General features: G+C 64.1%; 17 protein-coding genes and 1 riboswitch. Of the genes, 4 read left to right on the forward strand and 13 right to left on the reverse strand.

What is annotated here, in order from left to right; translation table 11 throughout:
- Positions 1 to 138: 138 nt before the first annotated feature.
- Entirely contained in the window at positions 139 to 453 is a 315-nt protein-coding gene (locus FB389_RS02580; RefSeq protein WP_142111223.1) for a DMT family transporter, read from the reverse strand.
- Positions 454 to 463: 10 nt separating this feature from the next.
- Positions 464 to 529: riboswitch (guanidine-III (ykkC-III) riboswitch) on the reverse strand.
- Between the two features lie 47 nt (positions 530 to 576).
- Here FB389_RS02580 and FB389_RS02585 point away from each other — a divergent pair.
- Complete coding sequence (locus FB389_RS02585; protein ID WP_142111224.1) at positions 577 to 1392, forward strand: hypothetical protein; 816 nt, start codon at positions 577 to 579, stop codon at positions 1390 to 1392.
- Between the two features lie 35 nt (positions 1393 to 1427).
- Here the strand turns inward: FB389_RS02585 and FB389_RS02590 are convergent, their stop codons facing one another.
- From FB389_RS02590 to FB389_RS10390, 9 genes are all read right to left on the reverse strand, one after another.
- A complete protein-coding gene (locus FB389_RS02590; RefSeq protein ID WP_246043481.1) occupies positions 1428 to 1922 on the reverse strand; it encodes an NUDIX hydrolase in 495 nt (164 codons plus the stop codon).
- Between the two features lie 38 nt (positions 1923 to 1960).
- Positions 1961 to 2869, reverse strand: coding sequence for a pyridoxal 5'-phosphate synthase lyase subunit PdxS (gene pdxS, locus FB389_RS02595; RefSeq protein ID WP_142111225.1), 909 nt, complete (start codon positions 2867 to 2869; stop codon positions 1961 to 1963).
- A gap of 96 nt (positions 2870 to 2965) precedes the next feature.
- On the reverse strand, positions 2966 to 3643 hold the full coding sequence (locus FB389_RS02600) for a hypothetical protein (RefSeq protein ID WP_142111226.1): 678 nt from the start codon (positions 3641 to 3643) through the stop codon (positions 2966 to 2968).
- Positions 3640 to 4884, reverse strand: coding sequence for a glycosyltransferase family 4 protein (locus FB389_RS02605; protein WP_281282016.1), 1245 nt, complete (start codon positions 4882 to 4884; stop codon positions 3640 to 3642). The genes FB389_RS02600 and FB389_RS02605 overlap by 4 nt, the downstream gene beginning before the upstream one ends.
- Positions 4881 to 5834, reverse strand: coding sequence for a phosphatidylinositol mannoside acyltransferase (locus tag FB389_RS02610; protein ID WP_142111227.1), 954 nt, complete (start codon positions 5832 to 5834; stop codon positions 4881 to 4883). The genes FB389_RS02605 and FB389_RS02610 overlap by 4 nt, the downstream gene beginning before the upstream one ends.
- On the reverse strand, positions 5831 to 6460 hold the full coding sequence (gene pgsA, locus FB389_RS02615; protein WP_142111228.1) for a phosphatidylinositol phosphate synthase: 630 nt from the start codon (positions 6458 to 6460) through the stop codon (positions 5831 to 5833). The genes FB389_RS02610 and pgsA overlap by 4 nt, the downstream gene beginning before the upstream one ends.
- On the reverse strand, positions 6457 to 7032 hold the full coding sequence (locus tag FB389_RS02620) for an HIT family protein (protein ID WP_246043482.1): 576 nt from the start codon (positions 7030 to 7032) through the stop codon (positions 6457 to 6459). The genes pgsA and FB389_RS02620 overlap by 4 nt, the downstream gene beginning before the upstream one ends.
- A complete protein-coding gene (thrS, locus tag FB389_RS02625) occupies positions 7029 to 9020 on the reverse strand; it encodes a threonine--tRNA ligase (RefSeq protein WP_425467266.1) in 1992 nt (663 codons plus the stop codon). The genes FB389_RS02620 and thrS overlap by 4 nt, the downstream gene beginning before the upstream one ends.
- A 116-nt stretch (positions 9021 to 9136) precedes the next feature.
- On the reverse strand, positions 9137 to 9313 hold the full coding sequence (locus FB389_RS10390; protein ID WP_170207792.1) for an Rv0909 family putative TA system antitoxin: 177 nt from the start codon (positions 9311 to 9313) through the stop codon (positions 9137 to 9139).
- 149 nt (positions 9314 to 9462) lie between these two features.
- Here FB389_RS10390 and glgX point away from each other — a divergent pair, with 149 nt between their 5' ends.
- A complete protein-coding gene (gene glgX, locus FB389_RS02630; protein WP_142111230.1) occupies positions 9463 to 11811 on the forward strand; it encodes a glycogen debranching protein GlgX in 2349 nt (782 codons plus the stop codon).
- Between the two features lie 191 nt (positions 11812 to 12002).
- Here the strand turns inward: glgX and hisS are convergent, their stop codons facing one another.
- Positions 12003 to 13376, reverse strand: coding sequence for a histidine--tRNA ligase (hisS, locus tag FB389_RS02635; protein WP_142111231.1), 1374 nt, complete (start codon positions 13374 to 13376; stop codon positions 12003 to 12005).
- 41 nt (positions 13377 to 13417) lie between these two features.
- Entirely contained in the window at positions 13418 to 14161 is a 744-nt protein-coding gene (locus tag FB389_RS02640) for an MBL fold metallo-hydrolase (RefSeq protein ID WP_142111232.1), read from the reverse strand.
- 203 nt (positions 14162 to 14364) lie between these two features.
- On the opposite strand from FB389_RS02640, the gene FB389_RS02645 reads away from it, so the two are divergent.
- Together FB389_RS02645 and FB389_RS02650 are read left to right on the forward strand one after the other, a co-directional pair.
- Positions 14365 to 15861 (forward strand): DUF349 domain-containing protein, encoded by a 1497-nt coding sequence (locus FB389_RS02645; RefSeq protein WP_170207840.1) that lies wholly within the window; start codon positions 14365 to 14367, stop codon positions 15859 to 15861.
- A 74-nt stretch (positions 15862 to 15935) separates the two neighbouring features.
- Complete coding sequence (locus FB389_RS02650; protein ID WP_170207841.1) at positions 15936 to 16604, forward strand: hypothetical protein; 669 nt, start codon at positions 15936 to 15938, stop codon at positions 16602 to 16604.
- Positions 16605 to 16727: 123 nt separating this feature from the next.
- On the opposite strand, the gene FB389_RS02655 is transcribed toward FB389_RS02650, so the two are convergent.
- Positions 16728 to 19046 carry a RelA/SpoT family protein gene (locus FB389_RS02655; protein ID WP_142111235.1) on the reverse strand — a complete coding sequence of 773 codons (2319 nt, stop codon included), beginning with the start codon at positions 19044 to 19046 and terminating at the stop codon, positions 16728 to 16730.
- Between the last annotated feature and the right edge of the window lie 20 nt (positions 19047 to 19066).

Genomic DNA, 19066 nt, shown 5'->3' on the forward strand with positions numbered 1-19066 from the left:
CCCGTTACGGTTCCAGAACACCCGCTATAAAGGGTGTCGCAGAACCCCAACCGGTGTCCATCGGGGGACGGGGATGCGAGGTGTGGGCGTGAGGTGGGGACGCGTGCTGTGGCCGCGAGCGGCAAGCCCACGACAGTGCTAGTGCGCGAGTTTGAGGCCGACGACGCAGCCGACGATGCCCGCGACCAGCAGGATACGCACGACCGAGATGGCCTCGGCACCCGAGATCATCGAGTAGGCGGCAGTCAGCGTGGCACCGATGCCGACCCACACCGCATACGCGGTTGAGGTCGGCAGGTCGCGCATCGCGATGGCGAGCCCGAACATAGACGCCGCCAGCGCGATGAAGAAGGTGATGGTCGGGCCGAGTTTGCTCAGGCCGTCGCTACGGCCGAGGGCGAGTGCCCATACGGATTCGAGCACTCCAGAGACAATGAGAATGAGCCAGGACATGACAACTCCTTGAGGGTCGTCTTGTCGCTGGCCGGGTACGACACCGCTCGTCCGGGAGATCACTTCCGATCTCTTCATCAGGCTAGCACGCGGGAAATTCAACCGCCGCCTACCATGGTCGCTATGACGAACTACCCGCCGCCGCAGTACGGCACTCCACCGCCATTCGCTGGACCGCAAGCGCCCCCGAAGACGGCCACCGGCGCCGGAAAGGTCCTGACATTCATAGGCATCGCGCTCACGCTCGTGTGCATCGGCCTCATTGCGGTCATCATGGTGAACGTCACGGGGATGCCCAAGGAGATTCGCTCGGGCGCCGTCGCGGACTACGACAACGGCTACACGGCCAATGGTCTGCGCTCAGGGCGCACCTACGTCGTCTTCCCCTCCGTGTCGTCCTCGACCAGTTACGAGCGTGGCGGAGGTGAGAGCAGTTGGTCCAGTTACAACGCGTCGAACCTCGGCATCATCCTCGTGGATTCATCGTCCGACGCTGAACTCCCCGTCGCGAAGGCCGACTTCGCCACACTGGGCGGGATCATACAGGAGGTCCTGACCCCGCTCGGACAGTTCACGGCGTCCAGTGACGGCCGCGTTGACGTGTATTTCGAGTCATCGATCGATCCTCCCGCTGGCTTCGAACTCGCGTTTGTCGATCAGAGCACCGTCGACGGCATAGCCGCCAAGGCACGCACGGCCTTCATCGCCCTCATCGGAACAATCGTCGTGGGTTTCTTCGCCAGCATCTTCCTGATCTGGGGAATCATCCTGTGGGCCGTGCGCGCATCCCGCAAGCGCAAACTGGAACAGCAGGCTCGGATGTGGGGCGATGGGCCGCCGCCGGCCGGAAACTGGGTCGGACCGCAACCTCCCCAAGAAGGAACATGGGGCGGGGCGCCACCACCCGCAGAGCCTCAACCGCAGCCCTACAACGAATAGCCCACTGCCGCGGGGTGCGCGTGTGCTCTCGAACCCTAGTCCCGGGCCACCCCGAGTTCCCGGACCCGGCCGTCCCAGCCACTGGCAAGATCGTCGATGAGGTCAGGCAATTCGGCGGGAAAGTACTCAAGCCCTTGAGCGCGCAACTCGGCGCCACTCCACCAGGCGAGTTCATCGAGTACGTCGCGCTCGGCTTCCGTCCAGCCGGAATTATCCAACGCCGCAAGGGCGTCGTTGTCGAGCCACACGGCGAAGATCAGTTCGTGCTGGCGACATGTCTCGCGAAAGAAATCGAAGATTCCGGTCCTGCTCACGATCGGGCCGATGAGCGCATCGAGATTGAGGACGATGCCCGTCTCCTCGCGGACCTCGCGCACAGCAGCGGCGCGAGCATCTTCGCCGGGTTCGATCCCGCCGCCGACCGTGAACCACCACGATCGTTCGGGCTGGTCGGTGTCGTGGCCGCGAACAAGAAGAGCGCGCCCCCGAAGGTCCATGAGCACGACGCGAGCAGCCTCGCGTTCGCGCACACCGTCGGGGGCGACGCTCCAGGAATCTAGTGGGTGGGTCACCAACCGCGCTCGGCGAGCCGGTGCGGCACCGGAATGTCGTCAACGTTGATGCCGACCATGGCCTCACCAAGTCCGCGCGACACGTCCGCGATGACCTGCGGGTCGTCGAAGCAGGTTGTCGCCTTGACGATGGCGGCCGCGCGCTCGGCGGGGTTGCCGGACTTGAAGATGCCCGATCCGACAAAGACGCCCTCGGCCCCAAGTTGCATCATCATCGCGGCATCGGCTGGGGTCGCGATCCCGCCGGCGGTGAAGAGCACAACGGGCAGCTTGCCGGTGGTCGCGATCTCCTTGACCAGTTCGTAGGGGGCCTGGAGTTCCTTGGCAGCGACGTACAGTTCGTCCTCGGGAAGCGAGGTGAGGCGCCGGATCTCGTCGCGAATCTGGCGCATGTGGGTGGTGGCATTGGACACGTCGCCAGTCCCGGCCTCCCCCTTGGAGCGGATCATCGCCGCCCCCTCGGTGATGCGACGCAGCGCCTCGCCGAGGTTGGTCGCACCGCACACGAACGGAACGGTGAAGTTCCACTTGTCAATGTGGTTCGCGTAGTCCGCCGGAGTCAAAACCTCCGACTCGTCAATGTAGTCAACGCCAAGCGCTTGCAGCACCTGCGCCTCGACAAAGTGACCGATGCGCGCCTTCGCCATGACGGGGATCGAGACGGCGTCGATGATGCCCTGGATCATGTCGGGGTCGCTCATGCGGGCAACACCACCCTGCGCGCGGATATCGGCGGGCACGCGTTCTAGGGCCATAACGGCCACGGCACCTGCGTCTTCGGCGATCTTCGCCTGATCGGGCGTGACGACATCCATGATGACGCCGCCCTTGAGCATTTCCGCCATGCCCCGCTTCACGCGCGAGGTGCCGATCTCGACAACCGCCGATTCGTTGGTAACCGTCACTAGATCCTCATTTCACGATGATGTTCATTAGCCTCGGGTGCGCGGCACCCACGGTCACACATTCTACGCTGAACCGGCCAAGCATCCGCAGCGTGCTCACACCGTGGAGGCGCCGTCCGGCGACCGCAGGTTCTTGGGCCACGCATCGTCCAAATCGACGGACTGCGGAAGGGGGGCATGCCCCGCAAGGTGCAACGCGCGCACCACCAAACGCGCCCGCACCTGCTGCACCTGGGCGACCGATTCGTTATGGAACCGGCGAGCCAACTGGCTGCGGTACCAATAAGATGCGAGCGATTGCAGATCCCCCGAACTGTCGGGGCACCGGTCAAGGGCTGCGACCTCGCCCGCATCGCTCAGCGCCTCGCGCAGCGTCAACGACAGGTCGCTTTCCGCCTCGATGCGGCGTTGCGTGAAGCCGGTTTCCTCAAGGCCGGTCGCAACGGCTTCCCGCGATGGACCGTCGCCCGGGTGCGCGAGCCGTTGCGGGATATCCGGTCCCAGTTGATCGGGATCGATGGTGCCGCTTGAGGAAATCACCTCATCGGTGCATTCAAGGACGAGTACCGCCGTCACCGGATCAAAGTATCCGGCATGCGCCATGCGCGCGGCGCTGAGCGCCCGGCGCACCAGTTGCGCATCGAGTGCCATGCGCGAAGCCAGCACCTTGCGGTGCAGGCGGTCCAACCGCCGCGCGTACCGGCTCGCGCTGAGGCCCAGAATCAGCAGGACGATCAAGACTGCGAGCGTTATCTCGGCCCATCCCGCGTTCATCCGTTTTCCCCTTCGGGCTGCGCGCCGCGCAGATCACCGCGTCTGCGGACAAGTCCGACGCGCGCCGCCGGATCCTCCTTCACGGCTCCCAGTGCGGCGGCTCCCACCAACACGGTTTCGTAGACGTTGAGGATCTGCCCGGCGACCTGTGACCAGTCAAAACGTTGCGCGAACCGTGCGCCCAGCGCGGCGCGCGCCGCGCGCTCCCCCGGCTCGCGCAGCCACCTCACCAGCGTCCGCGCGAGCGCCTGCGAGTCCCCGTTGGGGAAAAGCACGCCAGCGGAGCCCTCGTCCAAAACCCGTTCGAACGCGGGGAGATCGCTCGCGACCACAAGGGTCTGCGCGCTCATCGCCTCGACAAGCACGATCCCGAAGCTCTCGCCGCCGGTCTGCGGGGCGACGTATGCGTCAACCGACCGCAGCAGGCTCGCCTTCTCGCTGTCGCTGACACCGCCCAGGAATTCGACGTGATCGGTCAGCGGTCCCAGCGCCGCGCGGGCAGCCTTCTCTCCCTCGTCTCCGCGCCCGGCTATCAAGAACCGCACGCCCGGTATCTGTTCGACGACGCTGCCGATCGCCTCGGTCAGGACGGGAAGCCCCTTGCGCGGTTCGTCCAAGCGTCCCAGGAACGCGACGGTGGGGCGGGTCGGGGTCCCGCTCCAGGCGGGATTGGGTTTCGCGGTGCGGAAATCGTCGACAAAGACTCCGTTGGGGATGACGATGGCGTCACCGCCCAGGTGATCGATGAGGGTGCGCCGCGCGTCTTCCGATACGGCGATGCGGGCGTCGATCTTCTCGAGCGCCGGGCGGACCCACGGCGACGCCACCTCCAGGGCACGCGATCGCGCCAGCGACGTGTGGAAGGTTGCGGTGATCGGCCCCTGGGCGATCCACAGCGCCAGCATCGACAACGATGGCGTCGCCGGCTCGTGCAGGTGCAGGATGTCGAAGTTCCCTTCGCGCAACCACCTGCGCACGCGCATCGCGGCCCTGGGGCCGAATGCCAACCGCGCCACCGACCCGTTGTACCGCACCGCGAAGGCGCCCCCGGCGCTTTCGACGTGCGCGGGAAGTTCCGTGTCGTCCTCGGCGGGTGCTAGCACCGACGCGTAGTGGCCCTCATCCGTGAGCGCCTTGGCGAGGTCGCGGACGTGGAATTGGACCCCACCAGGCGCGTCGAACGAGTAGGGGCACACGATGCCGATCCGCAGCTGCCTCCCCGGCCCCGATTCGCTCATCATGGTTCCCCCGTGATGGAACGGTACCGATCCGGGTCTAGGTCAGAGATGAACACCTTTTGGAGCATATGCCAATCCTGCGGGCTGCGCTCGATGCACGCTCCGAGCGCATCCACCCACCGCTGCGTCACGACGCGAACCTTCTCGCGGGTCGGCCCGGTCACGTCATCGACGGCGATCTGGTGCGAGAAGTCCAGGACGATTCCCCAACGGCTGGCGGCGGCCCTGCGCCGCGAGCCACGCAGCCTCTCGTAGCGGATCCCGAGAGCAAACAACGGGGCGCCGGTGCTGATGGCCAGCGCCGCGGGACCGGCCGCGACCCGCACCCGTTGGCCGGACAGCGTGGCCTCAACGCCGCTGCGCCCCAGGTCACGATCGGCCAGGAGCGGAACGATCCTGCCGCCGGCGCGCGCGGCGCGCTGCAACTCCCGGAACACGCCATCGTCGCCGAATGCGAGTATCTGCATGCCGAGCGATTCGCGAAACGCCACGAACTCATCGAAAACTTCGGCGGGTTTTAGCCGTTCGGCAACAGTCGTGACGGGCGCGAAATGGGTGGCAGACCATGCACCCGCCAGGTCCCAATTGCCCATGTGCCCCAGCGCAAGGACAACCGACTTTCCCTGCGCGATGTGTGCGCGCGCTGGCTCGATTCCGACCGGTCGCACCCGCGCCGCGATCTGCCCCGCGGACATGCCGGAGAGGGCGAACGCCTCGACAAAATACCTGAAGTACGAGCGCATCCCGCGCCGCGCCAACCACCGCACGCCGGAGCCTGCATCCGCCGGCCTGACCCGCGCCAGGTTCGCTTCGAGGCGTCTCACCCCCGTTCCGCGCGCCGCCCAGACAACGTCGGCCGCGACGTCGGCCAATGCCAAAGTGAAGTCGTGCGGAAGGCGCGGCAGTATCTTCCAAGCCAGGTGGAAGGCGGTTGCCGCCGAAGGCTTCCTCACGCCGCCTCGGCCGCTGCAGCGGCTGCCTGCTTGCGCACCGTCGCCATGCGCTGGCCCACGGTGATGATGCTTGCCACAGCGATCAGCGCCAGGACGACCACAAGCGAGATGACCGGCACGCCAATCCCGACGATTCCGGTCACGACCAGCGCGATGACCAGGCGCTCGGAACGCTCCGCGATCCCGACCGCGGCCTGGAACCCAAGCCCCTCGGCGCGGGCACGCGCGTAGGACACCGTGAAGCCGAATACGATGCACGCGGCCGCGCTCGCCGCCCCCGCGGTCGCCAGCGTCCCCTCCTGTTGGAGCAGGAAGTAGGCGGCGATCCCGCTAAATATCGCCCCGTCGGCGACCCGGTCGAGGGTCGAATCCAAGAAAGCTCCCCACGGACCGGAGCGACCGGAAAGCCTGGCCATGGTCCCGTCCAGGGCGTCGGACAGCGCGAACAGGCCAATCGCGGCCGCTCCCCAGAAAAGGTGTCCGCTGGGCAGCAGCGTGAGCGCCGCAACGACCACACCGATCGTCCCGGTGATCGTGACGGCGTCCGCCGTAACACCAATCTTGAGCAGCGCCCGCGCGATCGGCGTCATAACGCGCCCCATCACTCCCCGCAGCGATGTGATCACTTGTATTCCTTTTCGATATGCCACGCCTCGGCCAGCCGCCTGCGAGTGTCCGCCAAGAGCTGAGGCATCGCCTTAGTTTGGGCGATGATCGGGAAGAAGTTAGCATCTCCGGACCACCGCGGTACCACGTGCTGGTGCAGGTGCGCCGCGATGCCTGCTCCGGCAACATCGCCCTGGTTCATCCCGAGGTTGAACCCGTCGGGTCCCATCACGGACCGCACGACCACCATCGCCCGCTGCGTGAGTTCGGCAACCTCATCGCGCTCCGGCACGGTCAGATCCGTGTAGTCCGCAACGTGGCGATACGGGCAGATCAAGAGGTGCCCCGAGTTGTAGGGGAACAGGTTGCAAATGACGTAAGCGAGCTTCCCGCGCGCGACGACGAGGTGCCCCTCGTCGTCGTCCGCGTTGGCCGCGGCGCAAAACGGGCACTGGCGCTCGCTGCGGTCAGCGGGCTTGGCCTCGCCGTCGATGTAGGCCATCCGGTGAGGAGTCCACAGTCTCTCCAGGCCGTCCGCGTCCCCGGCGAATACAGCCGCGCGGTCAACCTGCGGGGCACGTTCCTTCGTCACACCTGCGTCCGATCCGCGATTGATGCGAGCACGATTTCGATGGCCTCGTCCTGCGGAATCCCGTTGCGCTGGGAGCCATCCCTGAATCGGAACGATACTGATCCGGCCTCCGCGTCCTCCCCGCCCGCAATAACGACAAACGGAACCTTCTCCTTGGAGGCGGTGCGGATCTTCTTCGGGAACCGGTCGGAGCCCTTGTCAACCTCGGCTCGCACTCCGCGCGCCCGTAGCTTCGCCACGAAATCGTCGAGGTACCCATCGAACGCCTCGGCCACGGGTATCGCCTTGACCTGAACGGGAGCCAACCAGGTCGGGAAGGCACCAGCGTAGTGTTCGACCAGGATCGCGAAGAACCGCTCGATCGACCCGAACAGAGCGCGGTGAATCATGACCGGGCGCTGGCGCGTGCCGTCGGGTGCGGCGTATTCGAGTTCGAAGAGTTCGGGTTCGAAGAAGTCCAACTGGATCGTAGAGAGCTGCCAGGTGCGGCCGATGGCGTCCTTCGCCTGCACCGAGATCTTTGGACCGTAGAAGGCGGCTCCACACGGGTCGTCGACCAAGTCAAGCCCGGACTCCGTGGCCACCTGACGCAAAGTCTCCGTGGCCTCTTCCCATGTCCGATCGTCGCCGACGGACTTTTCCGGGTCCCGCGTCGATAGCTCCAGGTAGAAATCGTTGAGGCCGTAGTCGCGCAACAAATCCAGCACGAAGGACAGCAAGGATGCCAGTTCCTCGCGCATCTGTTCGCGGGTTGTGTAGATGTGCGCGTCATCCTGGGTGAAACCGCGAGCGCGGGTCAGGCCGTGGACTACACCCGACTTCTCGTACCGGTACACCGTCCCGAATTCGAACAGCCGCAGGGGCAGTTCGCGGTAGGACCGCCCGCGGGAGGCGAAGATGAGGTTGTGCATGGGGCAGTTCATGGGCTTGAGGTAGTAGTCCTGGGCCGCCTTGCGGATGATTCCGTCCGCGTCGCGCTCCTCGTCAAGCTTCATCGGCGGGTACATGCCGTCCGCGTACCAGTCCAGGTGCTTGGAGGTTTCGAACAGCTTGGACTTGGTGATGTGCGGGGTGTTAACGAAGGAGTACCCCGCCTCCACGTGCCGCTTGCGCGAATACTCTTCCATGGCCATGCGGATGATCCCGCCCTTGGGGTGGAATACCGCCAGCCCGGATCCGATTTCGTCCGGGAAGCTGAAGAGGTCGAGCTCGGTTCCAAGGCGCCGGTGGTCGCGGCGTTCGGCTTCCGCCAACCGGTCCAGGTGGGCGCGCAGCTCGTCCTTGGTGGGCCAGGCCGTGCCGTAGATTCGTTGCAGTTGCGGGTTCTTCTCGCTGCCGCGCCAGTACGCGGCCGCCGACCGCATGAGCTTGACGCCGTTGGCAATCAGCCGCGTGTTCGGCAGGTGCGGGCCGCGACACAGGTCCTTCCAGGCAACGCTACCGTCGCGCCGAACGTTGTCGTATATGGTGAGTCCGCCGTCGCCCACCTCGACGCTGGCGCCCTCCCCGGCCGAATCGGCCGTAGACTTCAACCCGATGAGTTCGAGCTTGTAAGGCTCGTTCGCAAGCTCGGCGCGGGCCTCGTTATCGCTCACCTCGCGGCGGCGGAAGGTCTGCCCTTCCTTGACGATCCGCGCCATGGCCTTATCCAGGGCGGTCAGATCCTCCGGGGTGAACGGCGTCTCGACGTCGAAGTCGTAGTAGAAACCGTCGACGATCGGCGGCCCGATCCCCAGCTTTGCCGTCGGATTGATCTGCTGGACCGCCTGCGCCAGCACGTGTGCCGCCGAGTGTCGCAACACCGCAAGACCGTCTGGCTCGTCAATGCGCACCGGTGAAACGGAGTCTCCCGCGCTCAGCGGCGTGCTGAGGTCCCTTAGTTCTCCGTCGATCCTCGCCACGACGATGGCGCGATCACCTGCGAACAAGTCCGCAGCCGTCGATCCTGCCGGGACCTCACGCGACTCGCCGTCTACGGTGACGGTCAGGGCAGCATCAGTCGGCTCTAACGGGTTTGACACGGGAAAACTCCTTATTACGCGCTTGTTTGGCGGGCACTTGTCCGGTTTGGGAGCACCGGCCGGTGGACGGCGCGCCCTGCCTGCTAGTTGTTGAGGTCTTTCGCTTTGTCCGCGATTGAGTCGATCGTCGCGTCGATGTTGTCGGGTGCGACCTTCTTCAATGCGTCGGCCGCTTGCTCAATGCGTTCGTCGGTCGCCTGTTCTTTCGCCTGCGCAAGCAGGCCCTCGGCCTTGTTCTTCAGTTCGCCAAAGTCAACCACTGCCGTTCCCTTCGTTCGACCGGTGTGGTGCGCTCAGTGCGCACCTTTACACACTCTAGTCTTCCAGATACGGATGACACTCATCGCCACTCGCCGTGTTCGGCTCGGCGATGAAGACAAGAGGGCCCTCGGTAGTGCAATGTAGAAGCATGCAAATCTGGCCCGGTCATTCATACCCTCTCGGCGCCACGTTCGATGGCTCAGGCACGAACTTCGCGCTGTTTTCGGAAGTGGCCACGCGCGTGGAACTATGCCTGATCAACGACGACGGAAGCGAAACGCGCATCGACCTTCCTGAGGTGGACGTGTTCGTGTGGCACTGCTACATTCCCGGCATCCAACCCGGGCAACGCTACGGCTTCCGCGTATACGGCCCCTACGACCCCGCCAAGGGGCTGCGTTGCAATCCTTCCAAATTACTGCTCGATCCCTACGCAAAGGCCATCGACGGCCGCATCGACGGGCATCGATCGCTTTTTTCTTACGACTTCAATGATCCATCGCAGCGCAATGACGAGGACTCCGCCCCCCACACGATGGTTTCCGTGGTGGTGAACCCCTACTTCGATTGGGGTCAGGACCGTCCTCCGGGGCACGAATACCACCAGACGGTCATCTACGAGGCGCACATCAAGGGGCTCACTCAGACGCACCCGGATGTGCCCGACGAGTTGCGCGGCACCTACGCAGGGATGATGCATCCCTCGATCGTGAAGCACCTGAAGGACCTTGGCATCACCGCGGTCGAATTAATGCCGGTGCACCAGTTCGTTGACGATCCCAACCTCCAAGAGCGCGGTCTGCACAACTACTGGGGCTACAACACGATCGGCTTCTTCGCGCCGCATGGTGCCTATGCCGCCTATGGCTCGCGCGGCCAGCAGGTCCAGGAGTTCAAGACACTGGTCAAGACCCTCCACCAGGCCGACATCGAGGTCATTCTCGACGTCGTTTACAACCACACCGCCGAGGGCAACCACCTGGGACCGACGCTTTCGTTCCGCGGCATCGACAACCAGGCCTACTACCGCCTTGTGGATTCGTCGCCGGAACACTATTTCGACACGACGGGGACGGGGAACTCGTTATTGATGCGCAATCCCCAGGTGCTGCAGCTCATCATGGATTCGCTGCGCTACTGGGTGCAGGAGATGCACGTTGACGGGTTCCGATTCGACTTGGCGTCCACGCTCGCGCGGCAGTTTCACGAGGTCGACAGGCTGTCGGCCTTCTTCGACTTGGTGCACCAGGATCCGATCGTCGGGCGCGTCAAGCTGATCGCCGAGCCGTGGGATCTGGGCGACGGCGGTTACCAAGTCGGCGGTTTCCCCCCGCTATGGTCGGAGTGGAACGGGCACTACCGTGACACCGTGCGCGATTTCTGGCGCGGGGAACCCGCACAGTTGGGTGAGTTTGCGAGCCGTATCGCCGGGTCGTCGGATCTCTATTCGCACACGGGACGGACGCCGAGCGCGTCGGTGAACTTCGTCACCGCGCACGATGGTTTCACCCTGCGCGATCTGGTGAGCTACAACGAAAAGCACAACGAGGAGAACGGCGAAGGCAACAACGACGGCGAATCTCACAATCGGTCGTGGAACTGCGGGGTCGAGGGCCCCACCGACGACCCCGCCATCCAGGACCTGCGCTGGCGACAGATGCGCAATTTCTTGCTCACGCTCATGGTGTCGCAGGGCGTCCCCATGATCGTCCACGGGGACGAGTTGGGCCGGACCCAGGGCGGCAATAACAATACGTATTGCCAAGATAATCCGATTTCTTGGATCGATTGGGATCTGTCCGAGGCGGAGAAAGTGCACCTCGAGTTCACCCGTGCGATCGTCAAGTTGCGCAGGACGCACCCCGTCTTGCACCGCCGCCGGTTCTTTGCGGGAGATCAGGATCCCGCCGATGGGCTTCCGGGCGACATCGCCTGGCTGATGCCCGATGGCGAACAGATGCACGATGAGTCGTGGCGCGACGGCTACGCGCGCGCCATGGCGGTGTTCCTCAACGGGTCCGCCATCACTGAGACGGATGCGCGCGGCCAGCGAATCGTCGACGACTCATTCTTGGTGATGTTCAACGCGCACACCGAACCGGTCAGTTTCACCGTGCCGAACTCGACCTACGGCCATGCCTGGACGGTGAAGGCCTCGACCACCGCTCCCCTCCTGATGAAGCCGGGAAAGGAACACGGCCCCGCCCAGCCGAATCCAGGCGATGAAGACGCCCGCCCGCACGGTAGCGGGCCCGCATCGACGACCGAGCTGACCGATCCCTCCCCGCGCACGGTGGTTGAAGCCGGTCAAACGATCTCGATCGCCGCGAATTCGATCCTGCTGCTCTCAAGGCCGCCGGTGGCGGCCGCCGCAGCTCGCCCCTCGGCGGTGCCAGCCACGCAAGAACGTGTCGACTCGACGTCAGGCGCGGGGACCGCAGACGATGCGGTCCCACCCGTGGAATGCCTGGTCGACGAATCCGGTACTAGCGCGTAGGTCCGGGCCGCCAGGCCCGCAACGAAACGCCGGGCCACGCCACCGCGCGCAGGCCCGCAACGAAACGCCGGGCCACGCCACCGCGCGCAGGCCCGCAACGAAACGCCGGGCCACGCCACCGCGCGCAGGCCCGCAACGAAACGCCGGGCCACGCCACCGCGCGCAGGCCCGCGCCGCCCGTTCACGCTTTCTCAGCTGGGCTGGGCCGCCACGACCCGTGGTACCAGGTCCTCAGCCGCTGGAACCCATTCGGTCGCGACAGCGCGAACCTGGTCCCCGGAACGAATGTCCTTGACTTCGTCTGCACCCGAACCGTCCGTGGCGGGGAACCACACGTACGGGATCCCCCTGCGATCGGCGTATCGAATCTGCTTACCGAACTTTGCGGCGTCCGGCGAGGTTTCGGCCGCTATTCCCCGCGCCCGCAAGGCGACCGCAACCTCATTGGACCGTTCGCGGTGGGCCTCGTCGCAGACCGCCACGACCACCACCGTCGGAACCGACCGCGTGGTGGTCGTCAGGTCCGCGTTGATGAGGCGCGAGACCAACCGGGTGATACCGATCGACAATCCCACACCCGGGTACGTTTGCTTGCCATCGCTGGCCAACGTGTCGTAGCGACCACCCGAACATATCGAGCCTAGGTCTTCGTGACCAACCAGGACGGTCTCGTACACCGACCCCGTGTAGTAATCAAGCCCGCGCGCTATCTTCAGATCGGCAACGACGACGCCGGGGGCTCGCACGGATGCAGCCGCGATCAGTTGCTGCAATTCCACCAAACCGGTTGCGAGAAGATCGTTGTTCGCATCGAATTTCGCGGCTAGAGCACGAATCTGGTCGATCACGGATTCGTCGGCTCCGCTGATCGCCGCCAGTTCGATGCACGCCGCTGCCTGCTCGCTGCTCGCTCCGGCCTTTTGCTGCAGCAGTTCGCTGACCGCCGTTTCACCAATTTTGTCGAGCTTGTCGATCGAGCGCAGGACCTCTTGCGGATCGAAGAGCCCCAGTCCGACGTAGAACCCCTCGGCGACCTTCCGGTTGTTGACAAGGACCTTGACCGGCGGCAGCCCGATGGGTCGCAAGGCGGTGAGCGCTTCCGCCATGATCAGCGGCAGCTCGACCTCGTAGTGATACGGCAAGGACCCTTGCCCTACCACATCTATGTCCGCCTGCATGAACTCTCGGAAGCGACCGTCTTGCGGCCGCTCGCCGCGCCAAACCTTTTGTATCTGGTATCGCTTGAACGGGAACGCCAGATGCCCCGCATTCTCCACGACGTACCGCGCGAAGGGCACGGTGAGGTCGAAGTGAAGCCCAAGCCTCTTCGAATCGCTGTCACGGTGCGCGGCGGCCTCGTCCTGCAGGCGAGAGAGCAGGTAAATCTCTTTGGAGGTCTCCCCCTTTTTCAGAAGTTGCGAAACGGGCTCGACGGCCCGCGTCTCGATTCCCGCGAAGCCGTGCAGTTCAAAGGTTCGCCGGACAGTCTCGAGGACGTGGTTTTCAATGATCCGTCCGTTCGGAAGCCATTCGGGAAAGCCTGAAAGGGGTGTGGGTCGTGCCATGGTTCCTCATTTTGTCAGAATGTCGTGCGTCGCCACAAAGCCTAGGGCTGGTTCGGCTTGGGAAGATACGGGTTCGTACGGGACTCTAGTTCCATTGTCGTCGTCGGTCCGTGACCAGCGACGATCGTAGCCGCGGCGGGGATTGACCGCGAAAGCATGAAGAGCGTGTTCTTCATGACCGCGCTGTTGCCGCCCGGCAGGTCCGTTCTGCCGATGGACGACTTGAATATGACGTCACCGGTGCAAACCAGCGGGGAAGGTGCGTCCAGCCCGAACTCGTACACCGTCGAGCCGGGGGTGTGTCCAGGGGAGGCAATTTTGCGCCATCGCTTTTGCCAGATACTGTCCAGGTCCTTCTCGACGGCGATCGACGCTGTCGACCCCCACTCAACGATGTCGCGCGGAGTCCTGAACGATTCGGCGCGCAATCCGGCCGCACCAAAGGCGTGTACAAGCATGTCGTTGGGATCACGCCGCTCGGGCCTACTCGGGTTGAGTCCGAACGGATCGTCAAGGTAATACCGGTCGTGGGTGGAAATGACGACCGGAATGTCTAGGGAATCTTGGATCGTTGCGGCGTCCCAGGTGTGGTCCACATGCCCGTGCGTGATGAGCAGTGCCACGGGTTCCAAGCCCTTGTCGGCAACAGTCTGAATGACCTTATGCGCAACCCCCGCGCCGGCATCCACGATGACGGCCTTGCCGTCGCGTTCGGCAATAACGGTGTTGGTCGCGAACACGCGAGCCACGCGGATAGTCCATTCAACGCTGCGATCAGTGCCCATACATCGAGCCTAACCGCACCCACTGACATGCGCGGTCACCCATCAAGGCCTGTTCGCGAAAATGATGTGCCGATCACACCAGAAACATTCATACAATAGGCTTTGACAGTAACCGCAATTCATTCGTTTCCCATCGCCCGATCGGAAACCACTGCCGCAGGTCGCCGAGGGCGTCGTGCGCATGCATAGGAGTCATGACCGTCATGAGCGAAAGCCCCGAGACCGCCGCCAACACCGAAGTTACAGCGGACGTTTCAGCAGCCAATCCGGCGCCGGCACCAGAGCCTGTCGGCGATGCCGGGAACTCAGCGTCCCAGCCAACGGCAGCTCCGAAGCCTGCGATTCCGACCCCGCGCCCGATTCCCAAGCCCACCTCATTTAAGCCATCGCCGCGGCCGTCCGCAGCACCTGCCGCGCCCGCGCCCGCGCCCACCACCGACGATTCCGAACTCGTCGCCAAGGCCAGCGAGTTCGGATCGGTTGCCGCCGATGGAACCGTCTTTGTGCGCGACGGTGATTCCGAGCGAGTGGTCGGCCAGGTGACCGACGCGACGGCAACTAATCCCCTGGATCTCTATATCCGCCGCTACCTGGACCTGCGCACCAAAGTTCTGCTGTTCGAAACCCGCCTGCACGCCGGGTCCATCTCCGCAAACGATGCCCATTCCACGCTCGCTTCGCTGCACGAGGAACTCGCATCCCCCAACGCCGTGGGCGACCTGCAAGCGTTGCGCACCAAGGTGGAAGACTTGCGGTCTGTGGCGAAGGAGCAAGCGGCGAAGGCCGAAGCCGAACGCCAGGCTGCGCGAGAGGCGGCCATAGCCAAACGCACGAAGATCGTCGAGGAGGCGGAGGCCCTGGCGGCCCAGGATTCGGCTAACGTTCAGTGGAAGTCAGCGAGCGACACCATGCACGGCCTGCTGGAGCAGTGGAAGCGAGCGCAAAAAGAGGGTCCTCGCGTGGATCGGCCGACGGAAGACGCCCTTTGGAAGCGTTTCTCCCACGCTCGCACGACATTCGACCGCGAGCGTCGCCATTTCTTCGCGGCCCTCGAAGAGCAGCACTCGGCGGCGAAGGCCGCAAAAGAAAAACTCATTGCCGAAGCAGAAAAGCTCTCCACGTCAATCGCGTGGGGCGAAACCGCGGCGGCGTACCGCGAGTTGATGACCGAATGGAAGCGGGTCGGCCATGCCGGACGACGCGACGACGACGCCTTGTGGAGCCGTTTCCGTGCAGCGCAAGACAAGTTCTTCACCGCGCGGGATGCGGCCAACAAGGAAATCGACGCTGAGTACGCGGCCAACCTCGTGACGAAGGAGGCGCTACTCGCAGAAGCGGAAGCGCTCGTCCCCGTGAAGGATCTGGGGTTCGCGAAGTCGCGTCTCAGGGATGTGCAGGACCGTTGGGAGGCCGCCGGTAAGGTCCCTCGCGAGGCAATCCAGCGCGTAGAGTCGCGGTTGCGCGCTGTCGAGCAGGCGATCCGTTCCCACGAAGAGGACCAGTGGAAGAAGTCGAACCCTGAGGTGAAGGCGCGCGCAACCGGTCTATCCGCGCAATTGCATGATGCGATTGCCCGGCTCGAGGTGGACCTGGCGCAGGCGCAGGAAGCGGGCGACGACAAGGCTGTTCGTGAAATCGAGGAAGGCCTCAACGCTCGCCGTGCCTGGCTCGCGCAGATCGAGAAGGCTGCCACCGAATAGCTCGAGTCGGAAAGTTATCCACAGATTCGCGGTTGGGCGCTCGGCAACGCCATTTTTGCGACATAGTCGTTCGTGTGAAAGCGACATACGGCCCGCGCAGTGCGCTCGTACCAACCGTTCCGTTAGCGTTCAAGTCGGACTTCCTCGACCCCCGTGCGTGGGACTCGCTGGTGGCAACTGACCACCTAGTGCCGCTCACCGAGGACATCGCGCGGGCGGCATCAGCGGAAGCTACCGCGCGCTTGCGCGCAATAGCATTGGCCACGATGTGCCCGCCGCGAGCGGTCATCGGCACCTTTTCGGCAACGTGGGTTTACCTGCCACGGACCGGGGCCAAGCTGAGTGGGCTCATGCCCAAGGTGGTGACCGTGCCTCACCGTCGAGAGATGCACCGCGGACGTGTCACGTGCCTCTATCAGCGCGGCACTGCCGCGCCCGCGCGGTCGCGGCTAGGTGCGTGCACCCTGCGCCAGACGCGGTTGTGGAAGCGGGACGTGCGGGTCGTGGAAGACCCGGCACTCGAACTCGAGATCCGGATCACGACCCCCGAACGCACCCTGCTCGATATCGTGTGCGCGCAGGGACCATCGACGATGGCGCTCCTTGCCGCGATCCGCGCATTTTCAGAACTTGGGGTGGACCCCGGCGCGGTACGTGCGCGACTGGAGGCGTTGAACAATTGGCGCGGAAGGGTGCAGGGTCTAAGGGTCCTGCACCACTACCTGACGTTGAACCGGCTGTGACGCGCGATCGTCCGCCGGGGACGGCCTAGGCGATCCGTCCAAGCCCAGGCGGCACGGCACTGCGGAAGCTACCGGTCGGGATCATCGGTGGCTTTGTCATTGCGCGATGTGATCGGTCGCTTCTTACGTCAGCAAGTGCGGGGCATGATCCGAGGCCCGCGAGCCGGTTATTCGATACACGTCAAAGACGCCATCGATCTTCCTGACAGCAGCCAGGACCGTCTTCAGGTGCCCCGGCTCGGCCATTTCGAATACGAACCGCGAAATCGCCACCCGATCAGATGATGTTGTAACGGTCGCCGACAGGATATCGACGTGATGATCGGAAAGCACGCGGGTGACGTCCGACAGGAGCCGCGCGCGGTCAAGCGCCTCGACCTGGATTTGAACTAGGAAGGATGACCCACCCTCATCGGACCAAGCAACCTCAACGAGACGTTCGGGCTGGTTTCGCAAACCATCTACGTTGGCGCAGTCGGCGCGGTGGATGCTGACCCCACTACCGCGCGTAATGAAACCAACGATCTGGTCCCCGGGCACAGGCGTACAGCACCGCGCGAGCTTCACCCACACGTCGCCGACTCCCTTGACGATGACGCCGGGATCACCGCGGCGGTTGCCCCGGCGTTCCCGGGCTCCCGGGCGTGTAACCTCCGCGATGTCCTCTTCAGCGCTGGTGGTGCCGCCGATAGACTGGACCAGGCGGTGAACCACATTCGCAGACGAGATCAGGCCATCGCCGACCGCCGCGTACAGCGACGAAACATCCGCATACCGCAGCTCATTGGCAAGCGCCACCAAGGATTCGTGCGACAAGAGCCGCTGGATTGGCAGGTTCTGCTTGCGCATCGCCTTGGCGATGGCTTCCTTTCCCTGCTCAATCGCTTCCTCACGCCGTTCCTTCGAGAACCATTGCCTGATCTTGTTACGCGCGCGCGGGCTCTTGACGAAAGCCAGCCAATCGCGGCTGGGTCCCGCAGTTTGTGCCTTCGACGTCAGGATGTCGACCGTGTCACCATTTTCCAGCGTCGAATCGAGGGGCACAAGCTTGCCGTTGACTCGCGCGCCCATCGTCCGGTGACCGACCTCGGTGTGCACCGAGTAGGCAAAATCCACCGGGGTCGAGCCCTGCGGCAGCGCAATCACTTCGCCCCGGGGGGTGAAGACATACACCTCGGATCCCGATATCTCGAACCGAAGTGAATCCAAGAACTCCGTCGGATCGGCGGTCTCCTTTTGCCAGTCGACGAGCTGCCGCAACCACGTCATGTCACCAGTGCTGCCGACGGACGCCGTCTTCTCGCCGCGTCCATCCGCCTTGTATTTCCAGTGCGCCGCCACGCCGTATTCGGCGCGCCGGTGCATGTCGTACGTGCGAATCTGGATTTCTACCGGCTTGTTATTGGGACCGATGACCGTCGTATGCAGCGACTGATACATATTGAACTTCGGCATCGCGATGTAGTCCTTAAACCGCCCGGGCACGGGCTTCCACCGCTCATGCAGGATGCCAAGGACCGCGTAGCAGTCACGCACGCTTTCGACCAAAACTCGCGTCCCGACCAAGTCATATATTTCGCTGAATTCGTGCCCGCGAACGATCATCTTTTGGTACACGGAGTAGTAGTGCTTCGGGCGACCCGTGACTGTGGCCTTGATCTTGGCAGCGCGCAGGCTCTCCCCGATTTGGCCGCGTACCAGCGCCAGGTATTCCTCCCGCGCCGGGGCCCGTTCGGTAATCAGGTTCACGATCTCCGCGTAGATCTTCGGGTAGAGGGTTGCGAAGGCCAGATCCTCGAGCTCCCATTTGACGGTGTTCATACCGAGTCGGTGTGCGAGCGGCGCGTAGATCTGCAACGTTTCGTTCGCCTTCGCTTCGGCGGAGGCAGCCGGCACGAACTTCCAGGTGCGCGCGTTGTGCAACCGGTCAGCGAGTTTGATCACCAACACCCGGATGTCGCGCGCCATGGCCACAACCATCTTTCTGACGGTTTCTGCCTGCGCCGCGGACCCGTAGGTCACCTTATCGAGCTTTGTCACCCCATCGACCATCATTGCGATCTCGGGGCCAAAGTCATCGGTCAACTGGTCGAGCGTGTAATCCGTATCCTCGACAGTGTCGTGCAGGAGTGCGGCCGCGAGCGTTGTACCGGTCATGCCTAGCTCTGCGAGAATGGTCGCAACGGCTACGGGGTGCGTGATGTACGGGTCGCCGCTCTTGCGGTACTGCCCGCGGTGCGCCCGCTCGGCAACCGCGTAGGCGCGCTCGACCAGCGCGGTCTCTTCCTTGGGGTGGTGCTCACGCAACGCCCGCAACAGCGGTTCGATTTCCGGAGCCGCTGCGCCCTTAGTTCCGAAACGTACCAGGCGCTGCCGTATCCCGCTGGTTTGCTGTGAGACAGAGCCAACCTGCTCGGTGGGGGTCCGATCGTCACTGCTCATGTGTCCCTCCAGCGCAAATA

Source organism: Rarobacter incanus, assembly GCF_006715765.1.
Lineage (GTDB): Bacteria > Actinomycetota > Actinomycetes > Actinomycetales > Cellulomonadaceae > Rarobacter > Rarobacter incanus.

Excerpts from the sequence above, each read along its gene's own strand:
- FB389_RS02580 (WP_142111223.1), bottom strand. The coding sequence starts at position 453 with ATGTCCTGGCTCATTCTCATTGTCTCTGGAGTGCTCGAATCCGTATGG.
- FB389_RS02585 (WP_142111224.1), top strand. The coding sequence starts at position 577 with ATGACGAACTACCCGCCGCCGCAGTACGGCACTCCACCGCCATTCGCT.
- FB389_RS02600 (WP_142111226.1), bottom strand. The coding sequence starts at position 3,643 with ATGAACGCGGGATGGGCCGAGATAACGCTCGCAGTCTTGATCGTCCTG.
- FB389_RS02605 (WP_281282016.1), bottom strand. The coding sequence starts at position 4,884 with ATGATGAGCGAATCGGGGCCGGGGAGGCAGCTGCGGATCGGCATCGTG.
- glgX (WP_142111230.1), top strand. The coding sequence starts at position 9,463 with ATGCAAATCTGGCCCGGTCATTCATACCCTCTCGGCGCCACGTTCGAT.
- hisS (WP_142111231.1), bottom strand. The coding sequence starts at position 13,376 with ATGGCACGACCCACACCCCTTTCAGGCTTTCCCGAATGGCTTCCGAAC.
- FB389_RS02640 (WP_142111232.1), bottom strand. The coding sequence starts at position 14,161 with ATGGGCACTGATCGCAGCGTTGAATGGACTATCCGCGTGGCTCGCGTG.
- FB389_RS02645 (WP_170207840.1), top strand. The coding sequence starts at position 14,365 with ATGAGCGAAAGCCCCGAGACCGCCGCCAACACCGAAGTTACAGCGGAC.
- FB389_RS02655 (WP_142111235.1), bottom strand. The coding sequence starts at position 19,046 with ATGAGCAGTGACGATCGGACCCCCACCGAGCAGGTTGGCTCTGTCTCA.